This is a genomic window from Actinoplanes sp. NPDC051494, assembly GCF_044454705.1.
In the GTDB taxonomy this organism is placed as follows: Bacteria; Actinomycetota; Actinomycetes; order Mycobacteriales; family Micromonosporaceae; genus Actinoplanes.
This window is the reverse complement of the sequence record NZ_JBITDZ010000019.1, coordinates 33,265-57,086: the sequence shown is the minus strand read 5'-3', so window position 1 is coordinate 57,086 and position 23,822 is coordinate 33,265. Positions and strand designations below refer to the sequence as shown.

Sequence of the window (23,822 nt, the reverse complement as noted above, 5' to 3'; positions counted from 1 at the left end):
GGGTGATCTTGAAACCGCGGCGTTATGCTGGGACTCGCGTCGGCATTCCGGCGCAGCCCCGAGCCGAGGGGCGCTGCGACGGATCAGGTCAGCAAAATTCTGGTCCGCCACGCTCGGCACGGCGGTCGACACGGTCAAGGGCGCCTCCTGGAAATGGGGGGTGCCCTCTTTCATGTCTGATCGCCTGCAGAACCTCAACGGCCTCGACTTCGCGGTGGCCGACCTGAACCTCGCCGCGTTCGGCCGCCACCAGATGCGGCTGGCCGAGGTCGAGATGCCCGGCCTGATGTCGGTGCGCGAGGAATTCCGCGCCGCACAGCCACTGCGCGGTGCCCGGATCGCCGGCTCGCTGCACATGACCATCCAGACCGCCGTGCTGATCGAGACGCTGACCGCGCTCGGCGCCGACGTCCGCTGGGTCTCCTGCAACATCTTCTCGACCCAGGACGAGGCCGCCGCGGCGATCGTCGTCGGCCCCGAGGGCACGGTCGAGGCCCCCACCGGTGTCCCGGTCTTCGCCTGGAAGGGCGAGACGCTGGAGGAGTACTGGTGGTGCACCGAGCAGCTGTTCAAGTTCGCTGACGGCCAGGGCCCGAACATGATCCTGGACGACGGCGGCGACGCCACGCTGCTCGTGCACAAGGGTGTGGAGTTCGAGAAGGCCGGCGCGGTCCCCGCGACCACCGCCGAGGACAACCACGAGTACTCCATCATCCTCGACACGCTGCGCCGCAGCCTGGCGACGGACAAGGGCCTGTTCACCAAGGTCGCCGCCGAGATCCGCGGCGTCACCGAGGAGACCACCACCGGCGTGGCCCGCCTGTACAAGTTCGCCAAGACCGGCGACCTGCTCTTCCCGGCGATCAACGTCAACGACTCGGTCACCAAGAGCAAGTTCGACAACAAGTACGGCATCCGCCACTCGCTGGTCGACGGCCTCAACCGCGCCACCGACGTCATGATCGGTGGCAAGCTCGCCATCGTCTGTGGCTACGGCGACGTCGGCAAGGGCTCGGCCGAGACGCTTCGCGGCCAGGGTGCCCGGGTCATCGTCACCGAGGTCGACCCGATCTGCGCACTGCAGGCCGCCATGGACGGCATGCAGGTCGCCCCGATCGAGGACTTCGTGTCCCAGGCGGACCTCTTCATCACCACCACCGGTGGCACCGACATCATCACGCCCGAGCACATGGCCGCGATGAAGCACAACGCCATCGTCGCCAACGTCGGTCACTTCGACGACGAGATCGACATGGCCGGCCTGGCCAAGGTCCCCGGCATCGAAAAGATCGAGGTCAAGCCGCAGGTGCACGAGTGGCGCTTCCCGGACGGCCACGCGGTCATCGTGCTGTCCGAGGGTCGCCTGATGAACCTGGGCAACGCCACCGGCCACCCCAGCTTCGTCATGTCGAACTCGTTCACCAACCAGGTGATCGCCCAGATCGAGCTCTGGACCAAGCCCGACGAGTACGACAACCAGGTCTACGTGCTCCCGAAGCACCTGGACGAGAAGGTCGCCCGCCTGCACCTCGACGCGCTCGGCGTCAAGCTCACCGAGCTCACCAAGAAGCAGGCCGAGTACCTCGGCGTGGCGGTCGAGGGTCCGTACAAGCCGGACCACTACCGCTACTGATCGTCAGCTGAGATGGGCCGCGCCACATGTGGTGCGGCCCATTTTGCTACCCGCCGCAGCACATGCCGCCCGAGCGGATTCCGGTGCGCGGACCCGCCGGTTGCCGGCGCCGCCTCGACGGGGACATCGAGGCGGAGGCCGGCAAGATCGGGAACAGCCGCCGCACCCTCGGGCACGGGGACCACGGTGACGTCCATACCGGAAGGTATCGCTCAGTCCTTCCCAGTGGATTCCTGATACCGCCGGTTGAGACGCTGAGCCTCCTCGAGCTGATCCTCCAGGATGATGATCCGGCAGGCCGCCTCGAGCGCGGTGCCCTCGTCCACCATCTCGCGGGCCCGGGCCGCCAGCCGCAGCTGATACCGCGAGTAGCGCCGGTGCCCTCCACCCGACCGCAACGGGGTGATGAGCTTCGCGTCCCCGAGCCGCCGCAGGAAATCCTGCGAGGTCCCGACGATCTCCGCCGCCCGCCCCATCGTGTAGGCCGGAAAATCCTCATCGCCGAACATGTCCTCGGCTTGAGTCACTGCCACCTCCATCGCGAACCACTGTCATAGGGCCGTCGCCACGAGCACGACGAGGACCCCGGCGCTCACGCGCCGGGGTCCAAGGGTTATGGGTAGAACACCATCAACTGCCGACATTTTCGTCGGCGATTCGTATTCGCACGACCGCCATGGGCGGGTGCGAGGATCGCGTAAGCGTGACCGGAGACCACCTTTCGTTCGATGGAAACTGCGGTGTCCACCTCAGGCCTGACGTTGCGGCCGGCGGCGGGCGATCCAACGGTGTCGGTCCCTCCCTTTCCTCTGCCTACTTTTCCGTGTCGTGCCGAACTGCTACTCCTCGGCGCCGGAGCCCCACGCAAACCTCATGGCCCCGCCGCGTGCGATGAGCACTTCGCAACCGTCTGTGCAGGTGGCTGCGGATCCTGCTGGCACCCGGTGTCTCGGGTGGCTCGTCTACGTCTTTGACGAACTCGTTCTCTGTACTCCAGGAACACTAGCCGGTCTTGTCGAGGAAATCTAGTCCCGATCGGGGAGATTTTCTGATCCCCCAGGTCGGGTGGGCAGAAATCGGGTGTGCGGAATGCCGGTCGGGCCCGATCGTGATCGCGGGACGCGGGCCGGTCCGGGAGAATGTCGGGGTGAGTGTCGAGACGACGTTGCTTTTCATCCTTGCGTGCGTGGCGGTGGTGGTGGCGGTCCGGTGGATCGCCGACCGCTCCGGCCTGCCCGCCGCCGCCCTTCTGACCCTCATCGGCATTTTCTACGCCGTGCTGCCCGGACCGAACATAGAACTCAAACCGGAGGTGGTGCTGACCCTGGTGCTGCCGCCGTTGCTGTACAAAGCGGCCCTGGACTCCTCGCTGCTGGACATCCGCCGCAACCTGCGGACCGTGATCAGCCTCTCCGTGGTGCTGGTGCTGCTGACCGCCCTGCTGATCGGGGTGGGTTTCCACTGGTTCGTCGCCGGCGCCACGATGGCCGTCGGCGTGGCCCTGGGTGCCGCTGTCGCCCCGCCCGACCCGGTCGCCGCGCTGGCGGTCGGCAAGAAGGTGGGCCTGCCCCGCAACATCGTCACGCTGATCCAGGGCGAGGGCCTGCTCAACGACGCCACGGCGCTGACCCTGCTCGGGGTCGCGGTCGCCGCCGCCGCCGGTGGGGAGTTCTCGTTCGGTCACACGGTGCTGGAGTTCTTCGTCTCCGCGGCCGGTGGCGTCATAGCGGGTGTCGTCGTCGCGTACGCGAACCGGGCGTCGCGGCCCATCCAGCGTGACCCGCTGATCGCGAACGCCATCTCGCTGTCGACGCCGTTCCTGGCGTATGTGCTGGCCGAGGAGGTGCACGTCTCCGGTGTGCTGGCGGTGGTCGTCGCGGGCCTGATCGTGGGGCACGACACGCCGCGGCTGAGCTCCGGGGCGAGCCGGCTGCAGGTCACCGCCGTGTGGCGGCTGGTCGACTTCCTGCTCGAGGGCCTGGTCTTCCTGCTGATCGGTCAGCAGCTGCCGTGGGTCATCGACGGGCTGGCCGAGTACAAGACCTCGACGATCATCATCGCGGTGAGCATCTCGGTCGGCGTGGTGCTGCTGCTGCGCCCGTTGTTCCTGCTCGTGACGCAGATGCTGCCCAGTTCGATGCATGCCCGGCTGGGTGGTGACCCCGACTCGGAGAAGAACACCGCCCGCCGGGAGCTCGCCCTGAACGGCAAGGAGATCACGGCGCTGAGCTGGGCCGGCACCCGTGGTGTCATCACGCTGGCGGCCATCTTCACCATCCCGGAGCTGACCGACGCCAAGGAGCCGTTCCCGGACCGGGACCTGCTGCTGTTCTGCGCGTTCGTCGTCGTGCTGGTCACGCTGGTCGGGCAGGGCATCACGTTCGCCCCGCTGGTGCGCGCGCTGGGCCTCCGGGCCGACAAGGCGGACCAGGCGAAGCTGCGCAACGAGGCGCGCAAGGCCTCGGTGCAGGCCGCGCTGGACCGGATCGAGGAGATCGACCAGGATCCGCACGACGACGTCGAGGACCACGCCATCGAGGCGATGCGCAAGCAGATGGGTCACCGGCTGGAGCGGTATCAGCGCCGGCTCGATCTGCTGGACGCGTCGGACTCGGACGAGGTGCCGGTCTCCCCGGCGTACGAGGCCGCGCTGCGCGTACGCCGCTCGGTGATCGACGCCCAGCGCGAGGAACTGATCCGCTGGCGCGATGCCGGCCGGCTGTCGGACGAGGGTCTGCGGGTGCTCGAACGGGAGCTGGACCACGAGGAGAGGCTGCTTCCCGACCGGAAGTAGCGCTCGCCGTTAAGAAGTCATATAGAAGGAACCCGCCGGTGTATGGGGTGCGTTAACGCCCCTGTGCACCGGCGGTTCCGCGAGATGTGCTCGTTGACGTAAGGCATTTCCCCTCGTCAAGGAGTCCTCGTGGCCGACGTCGTGTTCGTCCTTCTCACGGTGGTGCTGTTCGCGGCGCTCACCGTGCTGATCCGGGCGGTCGAACGCTGGTGAGCGCCGTCAACATCGCCGGACTGGTGGTGGCCGTCCTGCTCACCGCCCTCATGGTGGCCGCCCTGCTGTTCCCGGAGAAGTTCTGATGACCGGGCTGCTGTTCGTCGCCACGCTGGCCGTCGCGCTCGCCGCGGTCCACCGCCCGTTCGGCGACTACATGTACCGCGTGGTGACCGGTACCAAGGACGCCCGTGTCGAACGGGTCGTCTACCGACTCATCGGGGTCGACCCGAAGGCCACCCAGACGTGGGGCGTCTACGCCCGCGGCGTGCTCGCCTTCTCCGCGGTCTCGATCCTCTTCCTGTACCTGTTCCTGCGCGTGCAGGACAAGCTGTGGCTGTCGCTCGGGATGCCCGCGGTGACCGACCACATCGCCTGGAACACCGCGGTCAGCTTCGTGACGAACACGAACTGGCAGGCGTACGCGGGTGAGTCGACGCTGGGTCATCTGGTGCAGATGGCCGGGCTCGCCGTGCAGAACTTCGTGTCCGCGAGCGTCGGCATCGCGGTGGCGGTGGCCCTGATCCGCGGGTTCGCCGCCCGCAAGAGCACCACGCTGGGCAACTTCTGGGTCGACCTGACCCGGATCACGCTGCGGATCCTGCTGCCGCTCAGCGTGCTGGCCGCGGTCGTGTTCATCGTCGGCGGCGTGGTGCAGAACCTCTCCGGCGGCAGCGACATCACCACGCTGACCGGCGCCACCCAGCACCTCACCGGGGGCCCGGTCGCGTCCCAGGAGTCGATCAAACTGCTCGGCACGAACGGCGGCGGCTTCTACAACACGAACTCGGCGCACCCGTACGAGAATCCGTCGGCCTGGACCAACTGGCTGCAGATCTTCCTGATCATGCTGATCCCGTTCAGCCTGCCCCGGGTGTTCGGGCGGATGGCCGGGCAGAAGCGCCAGGGGTACGCGATCGTCGCGGTCATGGCCATCCTCGCCGTCGCGAGCATCGCGCTCACGATCGGCTTCGAGACGCACGGCGGCGGCACGGTTCCCCAGGCGGTGGGCGCGGCGATGGAGGGCAAGGACGTCCGGTTCGGCGTCAGCGATTCAGCCACCTTCGCCGCGGCCACCACCCTGACCTCGACCGGCGCGGTGAACTCGTTCCACGACTCGTTCACGCCGTTCGGCGGCATGATGCCGATCGTCAACATGATGCTCGGCGAGGTCGCCCCCGGCGGTGTCGGTTCCGGACTGTACGGCCTGCTCATCCTCGCCGTGATCACCGTTTTCGTGGCCGGGCTGATGGTCGGTCGCACCCCGGAGTACCTGGGCAAGAAGATCGGCGCCCGGGAGATGAAGCTGGCGTCGCTCTACTTCCTGGTCACCCCGGCGATCGTGCTGATCGGCACGGCCACCGCGTTCGCGACCGGCAACAACGGCACGGCGCTCAACACCGGACCACACGGCCTCTCCGAGGTCCTGTACGCGTTCACGAGCGCCGGCAACAACAACGGCTCGGCCTTCGGCGGCATCACGGTGAACACGCCGTGGTGGGACACCGCCCTGGGACTGGCCATGCTCCTCGGCCGTTTCCTGCCGATGATCCTCGTCCTGGCACTGGCCGGTTCCCTGGCCCGCCAGCAGCCCACCCCCGAGTCAGAAGGCACCATGCCCACCCATCAGCCCCTGTTCGTCGGCATGGTCGTCGGCGTCACCGTCGTCCTGGTCGCGCTCACGTTCCTGCCCGCTCTCGCACTCGGTCCGATCGCGGAGGGCCTGTCATGACCGGCATCGCCGCTCAGCTCCCCGCCGCTCTGGCCAAACTCGATCCCCGCGTCATGTGGCGCAACCCGGTCATGCTCATCGTCGAGGCCGGCGCGGTGTTCACCACCGTGCTGTCGATCGCCGACCCGAGCGTGCTGGCCTGGACCATCACGGTCTGGCTCTGGCTCACCGTGATCTTCGCGAACCTGGCCGAGGCGGTGGCCGAGGGCCGCGGCAAGGCGCAGGCGGCGACGCTGCGCCGATCCAAGCAGGACATGATGGCCCGGCGCCTGGTCGACGGCGTCGAACGGCTGACCCCCGGCGCCGACCTGAAGCTCGGCGACGTGGTGGTGGTCGAGGCCGGGGAGACGATCCCCGGGGACGGCGACGTCGTCGAGGGCATCGCCAGCGTGGACGAGTCGGCCATCACCGGCGAGTCCGCCCCGGTGATCCGGGAGTCCGGCGGCGACCGCTCGGCGGTCACCGGCGGCACGAAGGTGCTCTCCGACCGGATCGTCGTACAGATCACCCAGAAGCCCGGCGAGAGCTTCGTGGACCGGATGATCGCGCTGGTCGAGGGCGCCAACCGGCAGAAGACACCGAACGAGATCGCGCTGAACATCCTGCTCTCCGCGCTCACCATCATCTTCCTGCTGTCCGTGGTCACGCTGCAGCCGCTGGCGATCTTCTCCAAGGCGTGGCAGACCGCGGCCCCGGACACCGCGGCCATCGACGGCCACGGGGTCACCGGCATCGTGCTGGTGTCGCTGCTGGTCTGCCTGATCCCCACCACGATCGGCGCGCTGCTGTCGGCCATCGGCATCGCCGGCATGGACCGGCTGGTGCAGCGCAACGTGCTCGCCATGAGCGGCCGGGCGGTCGAGGCGGCCGGTGACGTCAACACGCTGCTGCTCGACAAGACCGGCACGATCACGCTGGGCGACCGGCAGGCCGCGGAGTTCATCGCGGTCAACGGCGTCACCACGGCCACACTCGCGGAAGCGGCCCAGCTGTCCAGCCTGGCCGACGAGACCCCGGAGGGCCGGTCCGTGGTGGCGCTGGCCCGGGCCGAGTTCGGGCTGACGGAACGCGAGCCCGGGCTGATCGCCGACGCGACGTTCGTACCGTTCACCGCGCAGACCCGGATGAGCGGGGTGGACCTGCCGGGCCGCACGATCCGCAAGGGTGCGGCGGCCGCGATGCTGAAGGACCGCGACGACGAGGTCGACGACATCGTCGACAAGATCAGCTCGAGTGGCGGCACCCCGCTGGTGGTGACCGAGAACGACCGGGTCCTGGGCGTCATCCACCTCAAGGACGTGGTGAAGCCGGGGATGCGGGAACGCTTCGCCGAGATGCGCGCGATGGGCATCCGGACCGTCATGATCACCGGCGACAACCCGCGGACCGCCAAGGCGATCGCGGACGAGGCCGGGGTGGACGACTTCCTCGCCGAGGCCACCCCGGAGGACAAACTCGCCTACATCCGCAAGGAGCAGGAGGGCGGCCGGCTGGTCGCGATGACCGGGGACGGCACCAACGACGCCCCGGCTCTCGCCCAGGCGGACGTCGGCGTGGCCATGAACACCGGCACGTCGGCCGCGAAGGAGGCCGGCAACATGGTCGACCTCGACTCCGACCCGACCAAGCTCATCGAGATCGTCGAGATCGGCAAGCAGCTGCTCATCACCCGCGGGGCGCTGACCACGTTCTCCATCACCAACGACATCGCCAAGTACTTCGCGATCATCCCGGCCATGTTCGCGGCGGTGTACCCCGGCCTGGACACCCTCAACGTCATGCGGTTGCACTCGACCGGTTCGGCGATCCTGTCCGCGGTCATCTTCAACGCCCTGGTCATCGTGGCGCTGATCCCGCTCGCCCTGCGCGGCGTGCGGTACCGGCCGTCGAGCGCCGCCGCGCTGCTGCGCCGCAACCTGCTCGTGTACGGACTGGGCGGCGTCGTCGCCCCGTTCCTCGGCATCAAGCTCATCGACCTCCTCCTCCAGTTCATCCCGGGGATCTGACATGCGCCTACCCAGCTGGATCTCACAACACCTCGCCGCGCTCCGGGCGCTGCTCGTCCTGACGGTCATCACCGGGATCGCGTACCCGCTGGCTCTGACCGCCGTTCCCGCATTCGGCGACAACAGCCGGAACATCGGCCAGTCCTTCACCGACGCGGACGGCAACCCCGTCCCGCGCTACTTCCAGAGCCGGCCGGCCGCGGCGGGTGACGGTTACGACCCCACGTCCACCTCGGCCAGCAACCTCGGCCCGGAGGACGTGGTGGACACCGCGGACCGGCAGAGCCTGCTCACCCAGGTCTGCGCGCGCAGCCTGGCGATCGGCACGCTCGAGGGCGTCGACGGCAGCCGGCCCTACTGCACCGCCGACGGCGTCGGTGCGGTCCTGGCCGTGTGGCGCCGCGACGGCCTGACCGGCCCGGTCACCCGGGCCGACTCGGTCAACGGCGCGCCGTTCGTGACCAGCTACGAGGGTGTCACCGTCCAGCAGAGCGACGGCGACCTCACCGGCGCGGTCATCACCCCGATCCGCGGCGACGCGCCGGAAGAGCCGGTCGTCCCGGCCGACGCGGTCACCGCGAGCGCCAGCGGGCTCGATCCGCACATCAGTCCCGCGTACGCCGCCCTGCAGGTCCCGCGGATCGCCCGGGAACGTGGCCTCGACCCGGAAAGGGTGCGAGCCTTGATCCGGGAGCACACCACCGGGCGCGCCCTCGGCTTCATGGGTGACCCGGGCGTGAACGTGCTGGAGCTCAACCTGGCGCTGGACAGAAAGTAACGAATGGCTCGCGGAGAATTGCGGATCTTTCTCGGTGCCGCCCCGGGCGTCGGCAAGACGTACACGATGCTGGAGGAGGCGCACCGGCGCGCCGAGCGCGGCACCGACGTGGTCGTGGCGCTGGTGGAGACGCACGGCCGCCGGCACACCGGAGCGATGGTCGGCGATCTGGAGGTGGTGCCCCGCCGCACAGTGCGGTACAGGGGCGCCGCCTTCACCGAGATGGACCTCGACGCGGTGCTGGCCCGCCGGCCACAGCTGGCCGTGCTGGACGAGCTGGCGCACTCGAACGTGCCGGGCGAGCGGCACGCCAAGCGCTGGCAGGACGTCACCGAACTGCTCGACGCCGGGATCGACGTGCTGACCACGGTCAACGTGCAGCACCTCGAGTCGCTCAACGACGTGGTCGCCCGGATCACCGGCGTCGAGCAGCGCGAGACCGTGCCGGACGCCGTGGTCCGCGCCGCCGAGCAGGTCGAACTCGTCGACATGACCCCGGAGGCGCTGCGCCGGCGGATGGCGCACGGCAACATCTACCAGCCCGAGAAGATCGACGCGGCGCTCGGCAACTACTTCCGCACCGGGAACCTCACCGCGCTGCGCGAGCTGGCCCTGCTCTGGCTCGCCGACAAGGTCGAGGAACAGCTCGACAAATACCGCGCCGACCACCGGATCGACACCACCTGGGAGACCCGGCCCCGGGTCGTGGTCGCGCTGACCGGCGGGCCCGAGGGCGAGACGCTGATCCGCCGGGCCGCGCGCACCAAGGGCGCCAACCTGATGGCCGTACACGTGTCCCGCAACGACGGGCTGGCCGGAGCCGACCCGGCCCGGCTGGCCCGCCAGCGCGTACTGGTCGAGAGCCTCGGCGGCTCGTACCACCAGGTGGTCGGCGCCGACGTGCCCCGCGCGCTGCTCGACTTCGCGCGGGCGGTCAACGCCACCCTCATCGTGCTCGGCGCGTCCAGCCGGGGCCGGCTCGCCCAGATCTTCTCCGCCGGCGTCGGCGCCACCACGACCGCGCTGGCCGGGACCATCGACGTGCATCTGGTGCCGCACGAGCTGGCCGCGGCCGGACGGCGTACCCGGATGCCCGCCGCGCTGTCCCGGGCCCGCCGCCTCGCCGGTTTCGGGGCCGTCGTCGCGGGCCTGCCTGTGCTGACCCTGCTGGTCAAGGTCGGCAACCTGTCGCTCACCAACGACCTGCTGGTCTTCCTCGCCGCGGTCGTCGGCGTGGCGCTGATCGGCGGGCTCTGGCCCGCGCTGCTCGCCGCGGTCTCCGGCTCGCTGCTGCTCAACTGGTTCTTCACACCGCCGTTCGGGCGCTTCACCATCGCCGCGTCGGAGAACCTGCTCGCGCTGGCCATCTTCGTGGTGGTGGCGATCGCGGTGAGCTGGGTCGTCGACACCGCCGCCCGCAAGACCCGGCAGGCCGCGCAGGCCGGTGCGGACGCGCAGACGCTGGCCACCGTCGCCGGCAGCGTCCTGCGCGGCACCCGACCGCTGATCGCGCTGCTGGAACGGCTGCGCGAGACGTTCACGCTGGACTCGGTGACGCTGCGCGAACGCGACACCGTGGTGGCCAGCGTCGGCGAGCCCGCGGGGCCGGCCGACGCCGAGGTCCGGGTGGACGACAACCTGGTCATGGTGCTGCGCGGGCATCCCCTGGAGGCGTCCGACCGGCGCATCGTCGAGGCGTTCGCGGCCCAGGCCGCCGTCGCGCTGCGCCAGGAGCGGCTGACGGCCGAGGCCGCCACCGCGAAACCCCTGGCCGAGGCGGACCGCATGCGCACGGCGTTGCTCGCGGCGGTGAGCCACGATCTGCGTACGCCGTTGGCGTCGGCCAAAGCGTCGGTCGCCAGCCTGCTCAGCGCGGACGTGCACTTCGACGACGACGACCGCGCGGAACTGCTGGCGACCGCCGACGAGTCCCTGGAACGCCTCGACCGGCTGGTGACGAACCTGCTGGACATGAGCCGGCTGCAGGCGGGCGCGCTGGGCGTGACGCTGATCGCGGTGGGGGCCGAGGAGGTGGTCCCCCGGGCGCTGGACGACCTGGGGCCGGACGGGCGTACCGTGCTCGCCCACATCGCGGACGACCTGCCCACGCTGATCGCCGACCCCGGCCTGCTGGAACGCGTGCTGGTGAATCTGATCGCCAACGCGCTGCGATACAGCCCGGCGGAACGGCCCCCCGCGGTCACCGCCAGCGCGCTGGGCGGCACCATCGAGCTGCGAATCATCGACCACGGCCGGGGCATCCCCAAGGACCGGTGGGACGACGTCTTCCTGCCGTTCCAGCGGCTCGGTGACCGCGACAACCACACCGGTGTCGGACTGGGGCTGGCGCTGGCCCGCGGATTGACGGAGGCTATGGGCGGGACACTGGTCCCCGAGGAGACCCCGGGCGGTGGGCTGACGATGGTGCTCTCGCTGCCATCCGGCACGCTTTGACCATGATCGGGTTCCTGCACACCGCCGAAGTCCACGTCGCGACGTTCCGCGACCTCGTCCGCGAACTGGCCCCGGACGTCGAGGACCGGCACCTCGTCGATCCCACCCTGCTCGCCGACGCCGATGCCCCCGACCTGGAGCAACGCCTCCGGGCCCACCTCCAGGAACTCGCGGACGGCGGCGCGCGGGTGATCGTGTGCACGTGCTCGACACTCGGCGAGCTCGCGGAGCGGCTGGACGTCGGCGTGCCCGTGCTGCGGGTCGACCGCCCGATGGCCGAGGCGGCGGTCGCGGCCGGCCGGCGCATCGGCGTCCTGTACGCGGTCAAGTCGACGCTGGCACCCACCCTGTCGCTGCTCACCTCGGTCCGCAGGGACCACACCGAGTTCGTCGAGGCCCCGTGCTTCGACGCCTGGGCCCTGTTCGAGGCCGGCGACCTCGACGGATACGCCCGCCGGATCGCCGCCCACGCCCGCACCCTCGAGGTCGACGTGATCCTGCTGGCCCAGGCCAGCATGGCACCGGCCGAGGAACTGCTCGCCGACCTCAGAAAGCCCGTCTTCAGCTCGCCCCGCACCGCGATCCAGCGCGCCCTCACCCTCTGAACGCGCTCACCCTCATGGATGACTTGGTTCCGGCTCCTACGGACGTACGGTGATCTGCCGCACACAAATAGCGACAGACTCACCACCCGAGAGCAGGCCCCGGCGTGAGCACCATCCAGACCATCGTCTCGACCGCCCTGCTCACCCTCGGCCTCATCGGATCTCTCGCCTATCTCCGGCGACGGTGGCGCGACGTGTCCGGGGAGGTGCTGCGCCGTGTCGTGGAACCCCTGATCTGGTTCTTCCTGCGATTCTTCAAACGATCGATGGCCGAGCGCACGAGCCTGCGAGCATATTGCCGGGTGCAGATCAAAAATCCCGAGACCCGGGTGCTGCACGTCCCCGGGCGCTGGGGAACGAACCTGAACATCAAGACCGTCTACGTTCCGCTGTCGCTGGAAAGCTCGACCAACCGGAGCGTGCATCACCCCGATGACATCTGGTCCGGCGACGCGAGCCGGGTCCGCATCGTCGGAGAGCCCGGATCCGGGAAGTCGACCTTCGTCAAACACCTCTTCCTGCATGCCTGCGAGCAGGCCCGTGAGGCCAAGCACGGCCTGCTGCCCATCATCCTCGAACTGCGGCAGCTCACTCCGCCCCGGCGCATGACGAACCCCGACAAGCTGACGACCTGGCTCCTCGGCGAGCTCCGCGCCAAGGTCGAGATGGTGCACGGCTATCAGATGCGCGAGCTCTTCGAGGCCGCCGTACGAGGTCAGGGCGTGCTGGTTCTGCTCGACGGCCTGGACGAGGTGCCGAGCGACCGGTACCGCGCCGTGTCAGCCGCGATCGTCGGCCTCAGCCGGAAACTCACGAACGACAGCGTCAACAGTCGCCTGCTCCTGACCATGCGCACCCAGTTCCACGACCAGATCCGCGCCGACTTCGATCCGTATTTCGAGTCCACCTACCGGATCAAAAAGTTCAGTTCCGCCGATGCTTACACGTTCCTGACCAAGTGGCCGTTCCCCGGCGACTCCCTGGCCTCGGCGAACCGCATCTACGGCGACCTCACCGACCGCCCGACGCTCCGCGAGATGTGCAGCAATCCGCTCATCCTCGCCATGTACGTGGCCAACGACCAAGGCGGATCGGCCGGCGCGCCCGACACCCGGACCGCGTTCTACAACCACGTCGTCGAAGAACTGCTCGTGGCGAGACGGAGCCGGCAACTCGGCGTCTCCGCCAAGTCGGCCCTCCAGGAACAGCGCGAACAGATACTCGGACCCTTGGCGTACGAGAACCTCACCGACCCCACCCAGCCGGCGAACTCCATCCCGTGGTCGAGAGCGATGGAGCTGGCCACCCGGATGCACGGCTGCACCTCCGACGAGGACGCCGAGCAGGTGCTGCTCAACCTGTGCAAGGAGACCGGAATCATCGCGGTCGAGAAGCCCGGCGAGTCACTGCGCTTCCTCCACCTGACCTTCTGCGAGTTTCTCGCCGCCCGCGAGTGCATCAGAATCCGCCCCGACGGCTGGCGGCTCCTCATGGATCTGCACGTGGGATTCGCCGCTCTCGCGACCACGCGCACGCGGCTGATCGAGCTCATTCCCTTCGCACTCGGCCTGCTTCCGCCGGTGCAGCAGATGGATGCGATGGACGACGTCTGGAAGTCCCGTGACCGGGCACTCGCCGGATATTGCTTTTTGGAGACGCGCCGATACGACCACAGCGCGTGGGAGAGCTACGCGGTCGAGGAGTCGACAAGCCTGATCGAGACCGAGTCCTCGGACTGGGACGAGAGCTTCCTCCGCAGACTGCACCTGTTCAACATCATCCTCGCGGACGAGAACGAGTGGCGAAGGATGTACGGCCAGCCCTGCCCGATCCAGCTGGAAGAAGTATTCCGCAAGCTGGTGCGCGGCGATCAGTCACGGCTGGTGGCGATCTTCAGCTCCTACGCGGCGTTCGATGCCCCGGCGGCCTTCCGGCTGGCTCGCACCTGCTCGGTCGACCTCCTCGAGGAGCATCCGGATCTACTGATCGAGAACGCTGCCCTGCCACCCTTCCTGGCCCTGATCATCCAGGGGATGAACGCCGATCCGGAGCGGTCCGACGTCTGGTCGGCCGTGCTCTGCGAAGCAGCTCTGCGCCAGAGTGCCGTGGCGAGACTCCTCGTCGAGATCGGCACCGAGGACCTGGAGCTCACCGCCAGGGTCAACGCCCTCAAGCGACGCGAACAGTGGTTCTTCCGGCCGGGTAGGCGCATGGCCCCGCAAACCTCGGACTATCGGACCCTGATGCCGAACGCCCTGACATACGTGACCACGATGGCCACCGCGCATGGTCCGCGCGGGGGAGAGAAAACCATTTACGGTTACCTCGAAGAATTTCGACGCATCAAGCCGCTGGGAGCACGAAGAATACCTTCTAAACCTCAGGCAGCAACGGTGCTTCCGTTCACCGGGCTCGTCCTGACCATTTTCGCGGCAAGCATACTAAACTTTCTGGATAACTTTCGCACCACTCGCGAAATAGTGTTTGCAGTGTCGTTGATAATTGCAGTCTCACTGTGTTTGATTCTCATAGCAATTTCCTTGCTGATGCAAATGTATTACACGGCAGCAGTGGAAGAGATTGCTCATGCCATATGCAGTTCAGGCACGACCGGCACGAGAAGGACACTACGGACCGGAATTTTGCACATGACATGCCGGGATGTCATCGACTACCAACGCCGCAGGGCACAGATGGCCGCCGAGGGCCGACCTGAGGGATGACCCGCTACCCAACTGTGTAGTAATCTACACGGGTGAGTAGCCCCGCCGACCTGACCGCTCGCGCCCGGATTCGGGACGCTGCCATCACGTTGTTCGCCGAGCGGGGGATCGCCGGGGCCAGCATTCGGGAGATCGCCCAGGCGGCCGGGGTCTCGTCGGGGCTGTTGCGGCACCACTTCGGGTCCAAGGAGGGGCTGCGCGACGCCTGCGACGACTTCGTGCTGGCCGAGCTGGCGCGGGTCCGGGCGCCGGCCATCGAGAACGGCCAGGCGTTCGCCCACGCGCTGGACGCCGTGCCCCTGCGGCTGCAGGACTACGTGGTCCGCTCGACCATGGACGCCTCGCCGACCGGCACGGCGGTGTTCGAGCGCATGGTCGAGGAGGGTGAGCACTGGCTCGCCAACTCTGCCACGGTCAAGGCGACCGATCCGCGCGCCTTCGCGGCCGTCCTGGTCGCCATGAAGCTCGGCATGCACCTGATGCGGGACCGGATCTCCGGCGTGATCGGCGACGACACCCGTGCGGTCGCCGGCCAGGCCCGGATGTTCAAAGCGGCGATCGAGATCTTCTCCCAGCCGCTGCTCTCCCCCGAGCTCGCCGAGGACGGTCTCGCCGCCCTCGATCGGATGGTCACCACCGAGGAGTGACGATGAGCGATGCCATCAGTGTCACGGGGCTCGAGAAGAGCTTCGGTCGTACCCGCGTCCTGAAGGGTCTCGATCTGCGGGTCGCGACCGGTGAGGTGCACGGTTTCCTGGGCCCGAACGGCGCCGGGAAGTCGACCACGATCCGGATCCTGCTCGGTCTGATGCGCGCCGACGGCGGCGAGGCTCGGCTGCTCGGTGGCGACCCGTGGGCCGACGCGACCGAATTGCACCGGCGCATCGCGTACGTGCCGGGTGACGTGACGCTCTGGCCGGCGCTGTCCGGTGGCGAGGTCATCGACCTGCTCGGCCGGCTGCGCGGCGGGATCGACCGGGACCGCCGCGACGAGCTGCTGGAACGCTTCGATCTCGATCCGCGCAAGAAGGGCCGCGCCTACTCCAAGGGCAACCGGCAGAAGGTCGCGCTGGTCGCCGCGCTGGCCTCGGACGCCGAGCTGCTGATCCTGGACGAGCCGACCTCCGGGCTGGATCCGCTGATGGAGGCGGTGTTCCGCGAGGTCGTCCGCGAGCAGCGGCGGACCGTGCTGCTCTCCAGCCACATCCTCACCGAGGTCGAACAGCTCTGCGACCGGCTCACCATCATCCGTGACGGCCGGGCGGTCGAGACCGGCACGCTGACCGACCTGCGGCACCTCACCCGGACCCGGATCGAGGCCGAGCTGAGCAATCCGGCGCCCGGACTCGCGGACCTGCCCGGCGTGCACGACCTGCGCACCGACGGGTCGCACGTGGTGTTCGATGTGGACACCACCGAGCTGCAACCCGTGCTGCGCGAGCTCGTCGGCGCCGGTGTTCGCGGCCTCACCAGCACGCCGCCGACCCTGGAGGAACTCTTCCTCAAGCAGTACGCGCGATGACCGGCACCGGGGTGCTCGTCCGGCTGATCCTGCGCCGGGACCGCGTACTCATGCCGCTCTGGGTGGTGATCCTCGGGGTTCTCCCGGCCGGTTACGCCGTCTCGTTCGCGGGGCTGTTCCCCACTGCCGCCGACCGGGTCGAATATGCGCGGGTCAGCATGGACAACGCCGGTTTCCTCGCGCTCCTCGGACCGTTGCGGGGCAGCAGCCTCGGCGAGCTGGTCGCGTGGCGGGCCGGCTTCCTGCCCGTGATCATCGGCCTGATCAGCCTGCTCACGGTCATCCGGCACACCCGGGCCGACGAGGAGGCCGGGCGCACCGAACTGATCGGCGCCGGCGTCGTGGACCGGCGGGCCCCGCTCGCGGCCGCGCTGCTCACCACGATCGGCGCCAACCTCGTGCTCGCGCTGGTCACAGCTCTCACGCTGATCGCGCGGGGCCTGCCGGCCCCGGGTTCGACATTGCTGGCCGCGGGATTCGCGCTCTCCGGTTGCGTGCTCGCCGCCGTCGGCGCGGTCGCCGCGCAGCTCACCGGTTCGGCCCGCACCGCGCGGGCGATTGCCCTGCTCACCCTCGGCGCCGGCTACGTGCTGCGCCTCACCGATCTCGCCTGGCTGTCACCCTTCGACTGGGTCCAGCACGTTTTCCCGTACGGGCAGAGCGAACCGTTCTTCCCGCTGCTCACGTTCCTGGCCGCTGTCCTGGTGACCGCGGTCGCCGCCCTGCTCGTGAGCCGGCGCGATCTCGGGGCGGGCCTGCTGCCCGAACGATCCGGCCGGGCCTCGGCGGGTCCGGCGCTGAACGGCCCGTTCGGCCTGGCCTGGCGGCTGCACCGCGGTGTCCTGGCCGGCTGGGTCGCCGGCCTCACCGTGCTCGGGCTGGTCCTCGGTGCGGTCACCGGCAGCGTCGCCGGCCTCGGCGACGTCTTCGAGCGGCTCCACTTCCAGCAGTTCGGTGGCGTCGACCCGGTCGACGGTTTCCTATCCGGCATGGTCGGGATGCTCGGCCTGATCGCGGCGGCCTACGCGGTGCAGGCCACGCTGCGGCTGCGCGACGAGGAGGCCGCCGGCCACGCGGAGCTGGTGCTGGCCACCGGCCGGTTGCGCTGGGCCGCGAGCCACCTGGTGTTCTCGCTGCTCGGCCCGGCCGTCGCACTGCTCGCCGGGGGCGCGGCGTGCGGGCTGGCGGCGGGGCTGGCCACCGGCGACGTGGGCCACGAGGTGCCGGCCGTGCTCGGCGGAGCGGCCGCCCAGCTGCCCGCGGTGTGGGTGCTGGCCGCGCTGACGGTGCTGCTCCTCGGCGTGCTCCCCCGGCAGTCACCCGCGGTCTGGGGCATCCTGGCGGCCTGCTTGCTGATCCTGCTCGCCGGCCCGGTGCTCCGGCTCGACCAGTGGGTCCTGGACCTCTCGCCGTTCACCCACCTGCCACACCTGCCGGGCGGCCCGGTGTCCGCGACCCCGCTCGTCACGCTCACCGCGCTGGCCGTGGTCCTGACGGCGACCGGCCTGGCCGGCCTGCGCCGCCGCGACATCCCGTCAGCGTAGATAGTCCGACGCCCACCACCCGGATCCCCCGGCGTCAGGGCCGGAGGATGACTTTGCCCAGGTTCTCCCGGGCCTCGATGATCCGGTGCGCCTCCGCGGCGTCGGCGAGCGGCAGCTCCGCATGGACGGCGGGCCGCAGCCGCCCGTCACCGACGAGGTCCCACAACTGGCGGTGATGATCGTCGTAACGGTCCCGGTGCGCGGCGGCATAGTGCCGGATCGCCATGCCGGTCACGGTTTTCGCGCCACCCAGCAGGTCAGACGCGGCGAGCGTGCCGCCACCCGAGTTGAAGAAGATCAGCCGCCCGCCGGGCCGGGCCGCGGCCAGCGCCCACGGGAGCAGGTCCCCGCCCGCACCGTCGAGCACGACGTCGACCGGGTCCCCCCACTTCTCCTCGCGGTAGGTGACGACCTCGTCGGCGCCCAGCTCGCGGAGGAAACCGGCCTTGCCGGGATCGCTGACGGCGGCGACCACCCGGGACACCCCGTGCAGCTTGGCCACCTGCACGGCGAGATGCCCGACGCCGCCCGCGGCCGCGGTCACCAGCACGGACTCCCCCGGGGCGATCCGGGCGACGTCGAGCGCGGCCAGAGCGACGTGGCCGCTCCGGACCAGGGCGACGGCCGTCGCATCGTCGCTGCCCGGCGGGATGGGGGTGGTCATGACCGCGGGTGTGACCACGAGTTCGGCGTACGACCCGGTGAACGGCAACGTGACGACCCGGTCCCCGACGGCGAACCCGGTGACCCCGGGTCCCAGCGCGACGACCTCGCCCGCGACCTCCCCGCCGAGCACACCGGGCAGCGGCCCGTTGCCCCGGACCATCCGCACCGAGGGCAACGTGACCCCGATGGCGGTCGCCCGGACCAGCAACTCCCCGTCCCCCGGAACCGGCTCGGGCGCATCCTCCACCCGCAACACGTCCGGACCGCCGTACTCGTAGAAACGCACCCGCCGCATTGCCGCAACCTTAGACAGGACCGCTGCCGCAAACCATCGATTTCCGGGCACGACGGCTATGCGACGGGAGGCGGGAGGCCGTCAGGAGACGAAAGCTTTTAGCGTGTCGTAGACAGTGTTGCCCATCACACCGACGACGATGGCGCCGCTCACTTCGAGCAGCTGGCGTACGGCTCTCCTCAACCCCGACTCGTCGATGTCACCACTGCTGACCGCCTGCTCGAGCACCGGCCTGACGTGCTCGAGCCGATCGGCCCAGGGCAACTCCTCATGCTTGAGGACCAGGGCCAAGGCATCAAGAACCTCCACACCGGTGGGCCGCGAGTAGAAGTTGTTCGTCTGCCCGCTGATATCACCCTCGGCGTAGTTGATGTTTGCCTGGGAGCCCGCCTGATTGACAATCTTGAACGATCTTGGCACCTTGGCCGCCTTTTCACGTTTCGCTCTAGCTTCATCGCTGCACTGGTACCAGATTTCACCAGCATCGGTGATGCGTGCGGAGAACTGGCCGATCCCGAGATCGGGGTGAATCGATCCCACCTCATCACCCATCTCATCTCGAATGATGATCAGACCCCACACATGCGCTGCCCGGATCGCGAATGTCACATGCCGCCGGAGATCCGACCGAACGGCTTCTTCGATTTCTCTGACGGTCAAGACATCTCTGATTTCATGGAGAATCGTGACCGCCACGACAAGCGCTTCGCACGCAGGCTCGCTCACCGACCGATAGACGATCGAATCACTGGACATCGTGAGGGCAGAAGTACCCTTGAGCATGTTCAGGTTCGGTGCAGAGCTGAAGACCTCTCCGTCGGCGAAGGCCATCTTGTGCGCCTGCCCGTTCACTCTGAAGGTTGCCACCACCCTGCGATAGGAAGCAGGAGGGTCAGGCGCGCTGCGGCCGTTCTTCAAGCGGTGATCACGGCGCTGCTGCTCGAAAACAGACTTGTCTGCCACCCAGTCATTCACCGAGATACCACTTGCCTGACACGGCTGGCCAGCAGGTCCGACGAATTCCACATGCTGCTTGTAGAAGTTCTCGAAAGCCTTGATCTGATAGTCCCGGATCAGTCTTGCCCGAGCACGTCGCCAATCACGCGCAACACCAACCGCCGCCACGGGAACGACAACCCACCGCAACGGCGACCACAGCACCCAGCCCGCAGCAAAGAAAATCATGAAACCTGTCAGATACCAGGCACCAAGGGCGGCGAATACCCGTGGTTCGCTCGGCGTGATGCTCACGGGCGTCGAACCAATCATCACCTGAGGACGAAGGCGATCACAATCCTTTGACAACAACACCATCGCCTGCGGTCACCCAATTCGCTTCAAAATGAGCCTTATGGCCGCTCTCCCCGCAGGAGGATAGTGCCCCTCAAGGTTCCATCCGAAGAGCAATTCCGACAGTTAAAAGGATTTGCCAGAAGGGACGAAACGGAAATGGGTCTCAGAATGATCCACAATTGAAATAGATCTTTTCACAGGCAGGCACCGTACATATGTTCAGCACCAGTAGCCGCGACCGCGACCGGATCAGGCTCGGTCAGCCAAGACGCGGCTCAGGAGATCTGTGGCCAGGCGGGTCATGTAGAGGCCGTAGGTAGCGGTCGCGAGCGCTGCGCCGATCGCCACCGCGGCGCTGATCTGAGCGGCTTCAAGGTCTGTCGTGGCCAGCAGGACGATGCCGGTGAGCGCTACCAGGCAGGTCCAGGTCGCCAGATACAGGTCGACCCTGCGGTCGAAGATCCGGGCCATCGGGTAGAAGTGCAGCCCGACGATCAGGGCGATGGCCGGGACGATGTAGTCCTCGTTGCCGGTCGCTCCGAGGATCAGTGCGGCCAGCCAGATGGCCAGACCCTCGGCGCCGAAGACGAGACCGAAGGTACGGCCGGTCGACTTACGGACCTGCTTGTCGTCCGCGGACAGGTCCGTGCGGAAGTGCCGCCTCGCCCGGAACAGGCGTACCCCGGTGGTGATGAACAGGGCGGCCAGCGCGAGGCCGACCCCGAAGGCCGTCCAGGCGGCCGGGAGCGGCCAGGCGGCGAACGTGTTGCCGGTCCAGGCCACCGTGAAGAGGCTCATGAGCAGCAGGCCGAACGCGACGCTCAGGACGGCGATCCGTGGGGGTGTGGTGGTCACGGTGCGGACGGTAACAAAATCACGTGCAGGTTGCGGGGCCCGTGCACGCCCTCGACGCGGTTGAGCTCGATGTCACTGGTCGCGGACGGGCCACTGATCCAGGTCAGCGGGCGGGTGGGGTCGAGACGGGCGAGGGCGTCCGGGACCGAGGCGACGACCTGGTCCTCGCGGACCACGCAGATGTGCAGGTCGGGCAGGAGTGAGAGGCGGCGGCGGCCCTGGTCCGGGGAGCCGTCGAGCACGATCGTGCCGGTCTCGGCCACCGCCACCGTCGCGGCCGTCAGCACCGCTTCCGCGTCGTGTTCGTCGTCGACGAGGATGACGCCGGATGGCAGCCAGGAGCGGTCGATCCCTGGTGGCACGACGAGGCGGCCGGGTTCGAGGGCGGCGACGACCGTGGCGACCGGGGTGTCGCGGTGCACGACCGCTTTGTAGTCGACGAGCCGGTCGACAAGGAGGTCGAGGTCGGGCTGCGCGCCGGTCGCCTGCCGGTAGTCGCGGACGACCGCCGGGACGGGCGTGCCGGCCAGCGCCGCCCGGATCCGGCCGAGGACAAGGTCGCGGCTCATCGCTTGGCCCACCAGTCGCGGAAGGTCTCCTCCGGCGGGTCCGGGAGATCTCGGGAGGCTGTCCAGCCGTTGAGCGGCGGGGGCAGGCGCTTCGCGTGCTTGCTGAGCTTCGCGGCGTGCTGCGCGCGGGTGTACAGCGCCGGATGGTCCATCGTGTACGCCGCCGCGGCCATCGCCGCTTTCTCCGCGCGCGCGTGCGGCACCTCGTTGCGCAGGTGCACCAGCATCGACGGGATGTCGATCTTCACCGGGCAGGCATCGAAACAGGCGCCACAGAGCGATGACGCGTACGGCAATGAGGCGTTGTCCTGCACTCCGGTGAGCTGGGGTGACAGCACCGCCCCGATCGGCCCGGGATAGACCGACCCATAGGCGTGGCCGCCGGTGCGCTCGTAGACCGGGCACACGTTCAGGCACGCCGAGCAGCGGATGCAGTGCAGCGCCGAGCGGCCCGCCTCGTCGGCCAGCACGGCGGTGCGGCCGTTGTCGAGCAGCACCAGGTGGAAATTCTGCGGTCCGTCGCCGGGTGTCACCCCGGTCCACATCGACGTGTACGGGTTCATCCGCTCCCCGGTCGACGCCCGCGGCAGCAGCTGCAGGAAGACCTCCAGGTCCCGCCAGGTCGGCACCAGCTTCTCGATGCCCATGACGGTGATCAGCGTTTCCGGCAGCGTCAGGCACATCCGGCCGTTGCCCTCGGATTCCAGCACCGCCAGCGTGCCGGTCTCGGCGACCGCGAAGTTGGCGCCGGAGACCGCGACCTTGGTGCTGAGGAACGTCTCGCGCAGGTAGCGGCGGGCCGCCCCGGCCAGCTCGATCGGTTCGTCGGTCAGCGCCGGGTCGACGCCGGGCATCTCGCGCAGGAAGATCTCGCGGATCTCGGCGCGGTTGCGGTGGATGGCCGGCACCAGGATGTGGCTGGGCTTGTCGTGGCCGAGCTGCACGATGAGCTCGGCGAGGTCGGTCTCCACCGCCGCGATGCCGGCCGCCTCGAGGGCCTCGTTGAGCCCGATCTCCTGGGTCGCCATCGACTTGACCTTGATGACCCGGTCGTGGCCGGTGGCCCGGACCAGCTCGGTGACGATCGTGTTGGCCTCGTTGGCGTCGGCGGCCCAGTGCACCACGCCGCCGGCCGCGGTGACCTTCTCCTCCAGCTGGAGGAGCAGCTCGGGCAGCCGGGCCATGGTGTTGGCCTTCAGCGCCGAACCGGCCGACCGCAGTTCCTGCCAGTCGGGCAGCTCGCTGATCACCGAGCCGGACTTGCGCCGGATCGTGGTGGTGGCGTGGCCGAGGTTGCGCCGCAGCTGGGTATCCTGCAGCGCCTTGTGGGCGGCGGCCGGGAACGGTTCGTCACCGCGCAGGTTGCCCACTCCGCGCGGCGCGGTGGCCGGCATTCCGAGAAAAGTCATGAATCCTCCGTAGCGGCGAGGATCTCCGCGAGATGGACCGTCCGGACCCCGGCACCGGCCCGGGACAGGCCGCCGCCGATGTGCATGAGACACGACGAGTCGCCGGCCGTGCAGACCTCCGCGCCGGTCTCGAGCACATGACTCGTCTTGTCGGTGAGCATCGCCGTCGAGGTGTCGGCGTTCTTGATCGCGAAGGTGCCGCCGAAACCACAGCACTGATCGGCGCCGGGGAGGTCCACGAGGTCGATGCCGCGTACGTTGCGCAGCAGCCGCAGTGGTTTGTCGCCGACCCGCAGCATCCGCAGCGAGTGGCAGGTCGGGTGGTAGGTCACCCGGTGCGGATAGTAGGCGCCGACGTCCTCGATCCCGAGCACGTCGACGAGCAGCTCGGACAGCTCGTAGGTCTTCGAGCCGACATCCTGCGCCCGGGCCGCGAGCGACGCGTCCCCGGCGCCCCGGGCCACCATCGCGTGCTGGTGGCGCACCGATCCGACACAGGACCCGGACGGCGCGACGATCACGTCGTACGGGGCGAACGTGCGCACGTGGCGGCGTACCAGAGGCAGGGCTTGATCTTGATATCCGGTGTTGACGTGCATCTGCCCGCAGCACGTCTGCCCGGGCGGGAAGACCACCTCGTGGCCCAGGCGTTCGAGCAGCTGGACGGTGGCCTTGGCGGCGGCCGGGAACATGGTGTCGGCCAGGCACGTGACGAACAGGGCGATCCGCAC

Annotated in this window: 19 protein-coding genes and 1 riboswitch; of the genes, 12 read left to right on the top strand and 7 right to left on the bottom strand. The window is 68.8% G+C overall.

Annotated features, from left to right (window positions below; genetic code table 11):
* Nucleotides 1-59: 59 nt before the first annotated feature.
* Nucleotides 60-153, top strand: a riboswitch (S-adenosyl-L-homocysteine riboswitch).
* Nucleotides 154-172: 19 nt separating this feature from the next.
* On the top strand, nucleotides 173-1,633 hold the full coding sequence (gene ahcY / locus ACIA6A_RS40090) for an adenosylhomocysteinase (protein WP_396103389.1): 1,461 nt from the start codon (nucleotides 173-175) through the stop codon (nucleotides 1,631-1,633).
* A 212-nt stretch (nucleotides 1,634-1,845) separates the two neighbouring features.
* Here ahcY and ACIA6A_RS40085 read toward each other — a convergent pair whose 3' ends face one another.
* A complete protein-coding gene (locus ACIA6A_RS40085) occupies nucleotides 1,846-2,142 on the bottom strand; it encodes a MerR family transcriptional regulator (RefSeq protein ID WP_396103407.1) in 297 nt (98 codons plus the stop codon).
* A 638-nt stretch (nucleotides 2,143-2,780) separates the two neighbouring features.
* Between ACIA6A_RS40085 and ACIA6A_RS40080 the strand changes: the two genes are divergently transcribed.
* From ACIA6A_RS40080 to ACIA6A_RS40030, 11 genes are all read left to right on the top strand, one after another.
* Nucleotides 2,781-4,427 (top strand): Na+/H+ antiporter, encoded by a 1,647-nt coding sequence (locus tag ACIA6A_RS40080; RefSeq protein WP_396103388.1) that lies wholly within the window; start codon nucleotides 2,781-2,783, stop codon nucleotides 4,425-4,427.
* A gap of 209 nt (nucleotides 4,428-4,636) precedes the next feature.
* Nucleotides 4,637-4,726 carry a K(+)-transporting ATPase subunit F gene (locus tag ACIA6A_RS40075; RefSeq protein WP_396103387.1) on the top strand — a complete coding sequence of 30 codons (90 nt, stop codon included), beginning with the start codon at nucleotides 4,637-4,639 and terminating at the stop codon, nucleotides 4,724-4,726.
* Nucleotides 4,726-6,372 (top strand): potassium-transporting ATPase subunit KdpA, encoded by a 1,647-nt coding sequence (gene kdpA, locus ACIA6A_RS40070; protein WP_396103386.1) that lies wholly within the window; start codon nucleotides 4,726-4,728, stop codon nucleotides 6,370-6,372. The genes ACIA6A_RS40075 and kdpA overlap by 1 nt, the downstream gene beginning before the upstream one ends.
* Nucleotides 6,369-8,378, top strand: coding sequence for a potassium-transporting ATPase subunit KdpB (gene kdpB / locus ACIA6A_RS40065; protein ID WP_396103385.1), 2,010 nt, complete (start codon nucleotides 6,369-6,371; stop codon nucleotides 8,376-8,378). Before kdpA ends, kdpB begins: the two co-directional genes overlap by 4 nt.
* 1 nt (nucleotide 8,379) lies before the next feature.
* A complete protein-coding gene (locus ACIA6A_RS40060) occupies nucleotides 8,380-9,156 on the top strand; it encodes a potassium-transporting ATPase subunit C (protein WP_396103384.1) in 777 nt (258 codons plus the stop codon).
* A gap of 3 nt (nucleotides 9,157-9,159) precedes the next feature.
* The gene (locus ACIA6A_RS40055) at nucleotides 9,160-11,610 is read left to right on the top strand and encodes a DUF4118 domain-containing protein (protein ID WP_396103383.1); all 2,451 of its coding nucleotides are present in this window, start codon (nucleotides 9,160-9,162) and stop codon (nucleotides 11,608-11,610) included.
* 2 nt (nucleotides 11,611-11,612) lie between these two features.
* Nucleotides 11,613-12,215, top strand: a complete 603-nt coding sequence (locus ACIA6A_RS40050) for a hypothetical protein (protein WP_396103382.1) — start codon at nucleotides 11,613-11,615, stop codon at nucleotides 12,213-12,215.
* A 104-nt stretch (nucleotides 12,216-12,319) separates the two neighbouring features.
* Nucleotides 12,320-14,938: an NACHT domain-containing protein gene (locus tag ACIA6A_RS40045; RefSeq protein ID WP_396103381.1), complete on the top strand. Its 2,619-nt coding sequence runs from the start codon at nucleotides 12,320-12,322 to the stop codon at nucleotides 14,936-14,938.
* 32 nt (nucleotides 14,939-14,970) lie between these two features.
* Entirely contained in the window at nucleotides 14,971-15,585 is a 615-nt protein-coding gene (locus ACIA6A_RS40040; RefSeq protein ID WP_396103380.1) for a TetR/AcrR family transcriptional regulator, read from the top strand.
* Between the two features lie 2 nt (nucleotides 15,586-15,587).
* Nucleotides 15,588-16,460, top strand: a complete 873-nt coding sequence (locus ACIA6A_RS40035) for an ATP-binding cassette domain-containing protein (protein WP_396103379.1) — start codon at nucleotides 15,588-15,590, stop codon at nucleotides 16,458-16,460.
* Nucleotides 16,457-18,004, top strand: coding sequence for an ABC transporter permease (locus ACIA6A_RS40030; RefSeq protein WP_396103378.1), 1,548 nt, complete (start codon nucleotides 16,457-16,459; stop codon nucleotides 18,002-18,004). Before ACIA6A_RS40035 ends, ACIA6A_RS40030 begins: the two co-directional genes overlap by 4 nt.
* 34 nt (nucleotides 18,005-18,038) lie before the next feature.
* Here ACIA6A_RS40030 and ACIA6A_RS40025 read toward each other — a convergent pair whose 3' ends face one another.
* The 6 genes from ACIA6A_RS40025 to ACIA6A_RS40000 form a co-directional block, all read right to left on the bottom strand.
* Nucleotides 18,039-18,965, bottom strand: coding sequence for a zinc-binding alcohol dehydrogenase family protein (locus tag ACIA6A_RS40025; protein WP_396103377.1), 927 nt, complete (start codon nucleotides 18,963-18,965; stop codon nucleotides 18,039-18,041).
* Between the two features lie 81 nt (nucleotides 18,966-19,046).
* Nucleotides 19,047-20,216, bottom strand: a complete 1,170-nt coding sequence (locus tag ACIA6A_RS40020; RefSeq protein WP_396103376.1) for a hypothetical protein — start codon at nucleotides 20,214-20,216, stop codon at nucleotides 19,047-19,049.
* A gap of 291 nt (nucleotides 20,217-20,507) precedes the next feature.
* Nucleotides 20,508-21,113 (bottom strand): hypothetical protein, encoded by a 606-nt coding sequence (locus ACIA6A_RS40015; RefSeq protein WP_396103375.1) that lies wholly within the window; start codon nucleotides 21,111-21,113, stop codon nucleotides 20,508-20,510.
* Nucleotides 21,110-21,682: a lactate utilization protein C gene (locus tag ACIA6A_RS40010; protein ID WP_396103374.1), complete on the bottom strand. Its 573-nt coding sequence runs from the start codon at nucleotides 21,680-21,682 to the stop codon at nucleotides 21,110-21,112. Before ACIA6A_RS40010 ends, ACIA6A_RS40015 begins: the two co-directional genes overlap by 4 nt.
* A complete protein-coding gene (locus tag ACIA6A_RS40005; protein WP_396103373.1) occupies nucleotides 21,679-23,091 on the bottom strand; it encodes a LutB/LldF family L-lactate oxidation iron-sulfur protein in 1,413 nt (470 codons plus the stop codon). Before ACIA6A_RS40005 ends, ACIA6A_RS40010 begins: the two co-directional genes overlap by 4 nt.
* Complete coding sequence (locus tag ACIA6A_RS40000; RefSeq protein WP_396103372.1) at nucleotides 23,088-23,822, bottom strand: (Fe-S)-binding protein; 735 nt, start codon at nucleotides 23,820-23,822, stop codon at nucleotides 23,088-23,090. Before ACIA6A_RS40000 ends, ACIA6A_RS40005 begins: the two co-directional genes overlap by 4 nt.

Coding starts and splice junctions, on each gene's coding strand:
- ahcY (WP_396103389.1), top strand. CDS start 173: ATGTCTGATCGCCTGCAGAACCTCAACGGCCTCGACTTCGCGGTGGCC.
- ACIA6A_RS40085 (WP_396103407.1), bottom strand. CDS start 2,142: ATGTTCGGCGATGAGGATTTTCCGGCCTACACGATGGGGCGGGCGGCG.
- kdpA (WP_396103386.1), top strand. CDS start 4,726: ATGACCGGGCTGCTGTTCGTCGCCACGCTGGCCGTCGCGCTCGCCGCG.
- kdpB (WP_396103385.1), top strand. CDS start 6,369: ATGACCGGCATCGCCGCTCAGCTCCCCGCCGCTCTGGCCAAACTCGAT.
- ACIA6A_RS40060 (WP_396103384.1), top strand. CDS start 8,380: ATGCGCCTACCCAGCTGGATCTCACAACACCTCGCCGCGCTCCGGGCG.
- ACIA6A_RS40055 (WP_396103383.1), top strand. CDS start 9,160: ATGGCTCGCGGAGAATTGCGGATCTTTCTCGGTGCCGCCCCGGGCGTC.
- ACIA6A_RS40050 (WP_396103382.1), top strand. CDS start 11,613: ATGATCGGGTTCCTGCACACCGCCGAAGTCCACGTCGCGACGTTCCGC.
- ACIA6A_RS40035 (WP_396103379.1), top strand. CDS start 15,588: ATGAGCGATGCCATCAGTGTCACGGGGCTCGAGAAGAGCTTCGGTCGT.
- ACIA6A_RS40030 (WP_396103378.1), top strand. CDS start 16,457: ATGACCGGCACCGGGGTGCTCGTCCGGCTGATCCTGCGCCGGGACCGC.
- ACIA6A_RS40025 (WP_396103377.1), bottom strand. CDS start 18,965: ATGCGGCGGGTGCGTTTCTACGAGTACGGCGGTCCGGACGTGTTGCGG.
- ACIA6A_RS40010 (WP_396103374.1), bottom strand. CDS start 21,682: ATGAGCCGCGACCTTGTCCTCGGCCGGATCCGGGCGGCGCTGGCCGGC.
- ACIA6A_RS40005 (WP_396103373.1), bottom strand. CDS start 23,091: ATGACTTTTCTCGGAATGCCGGCCACCGCGCCGCGCGGAGTGGGCAAC.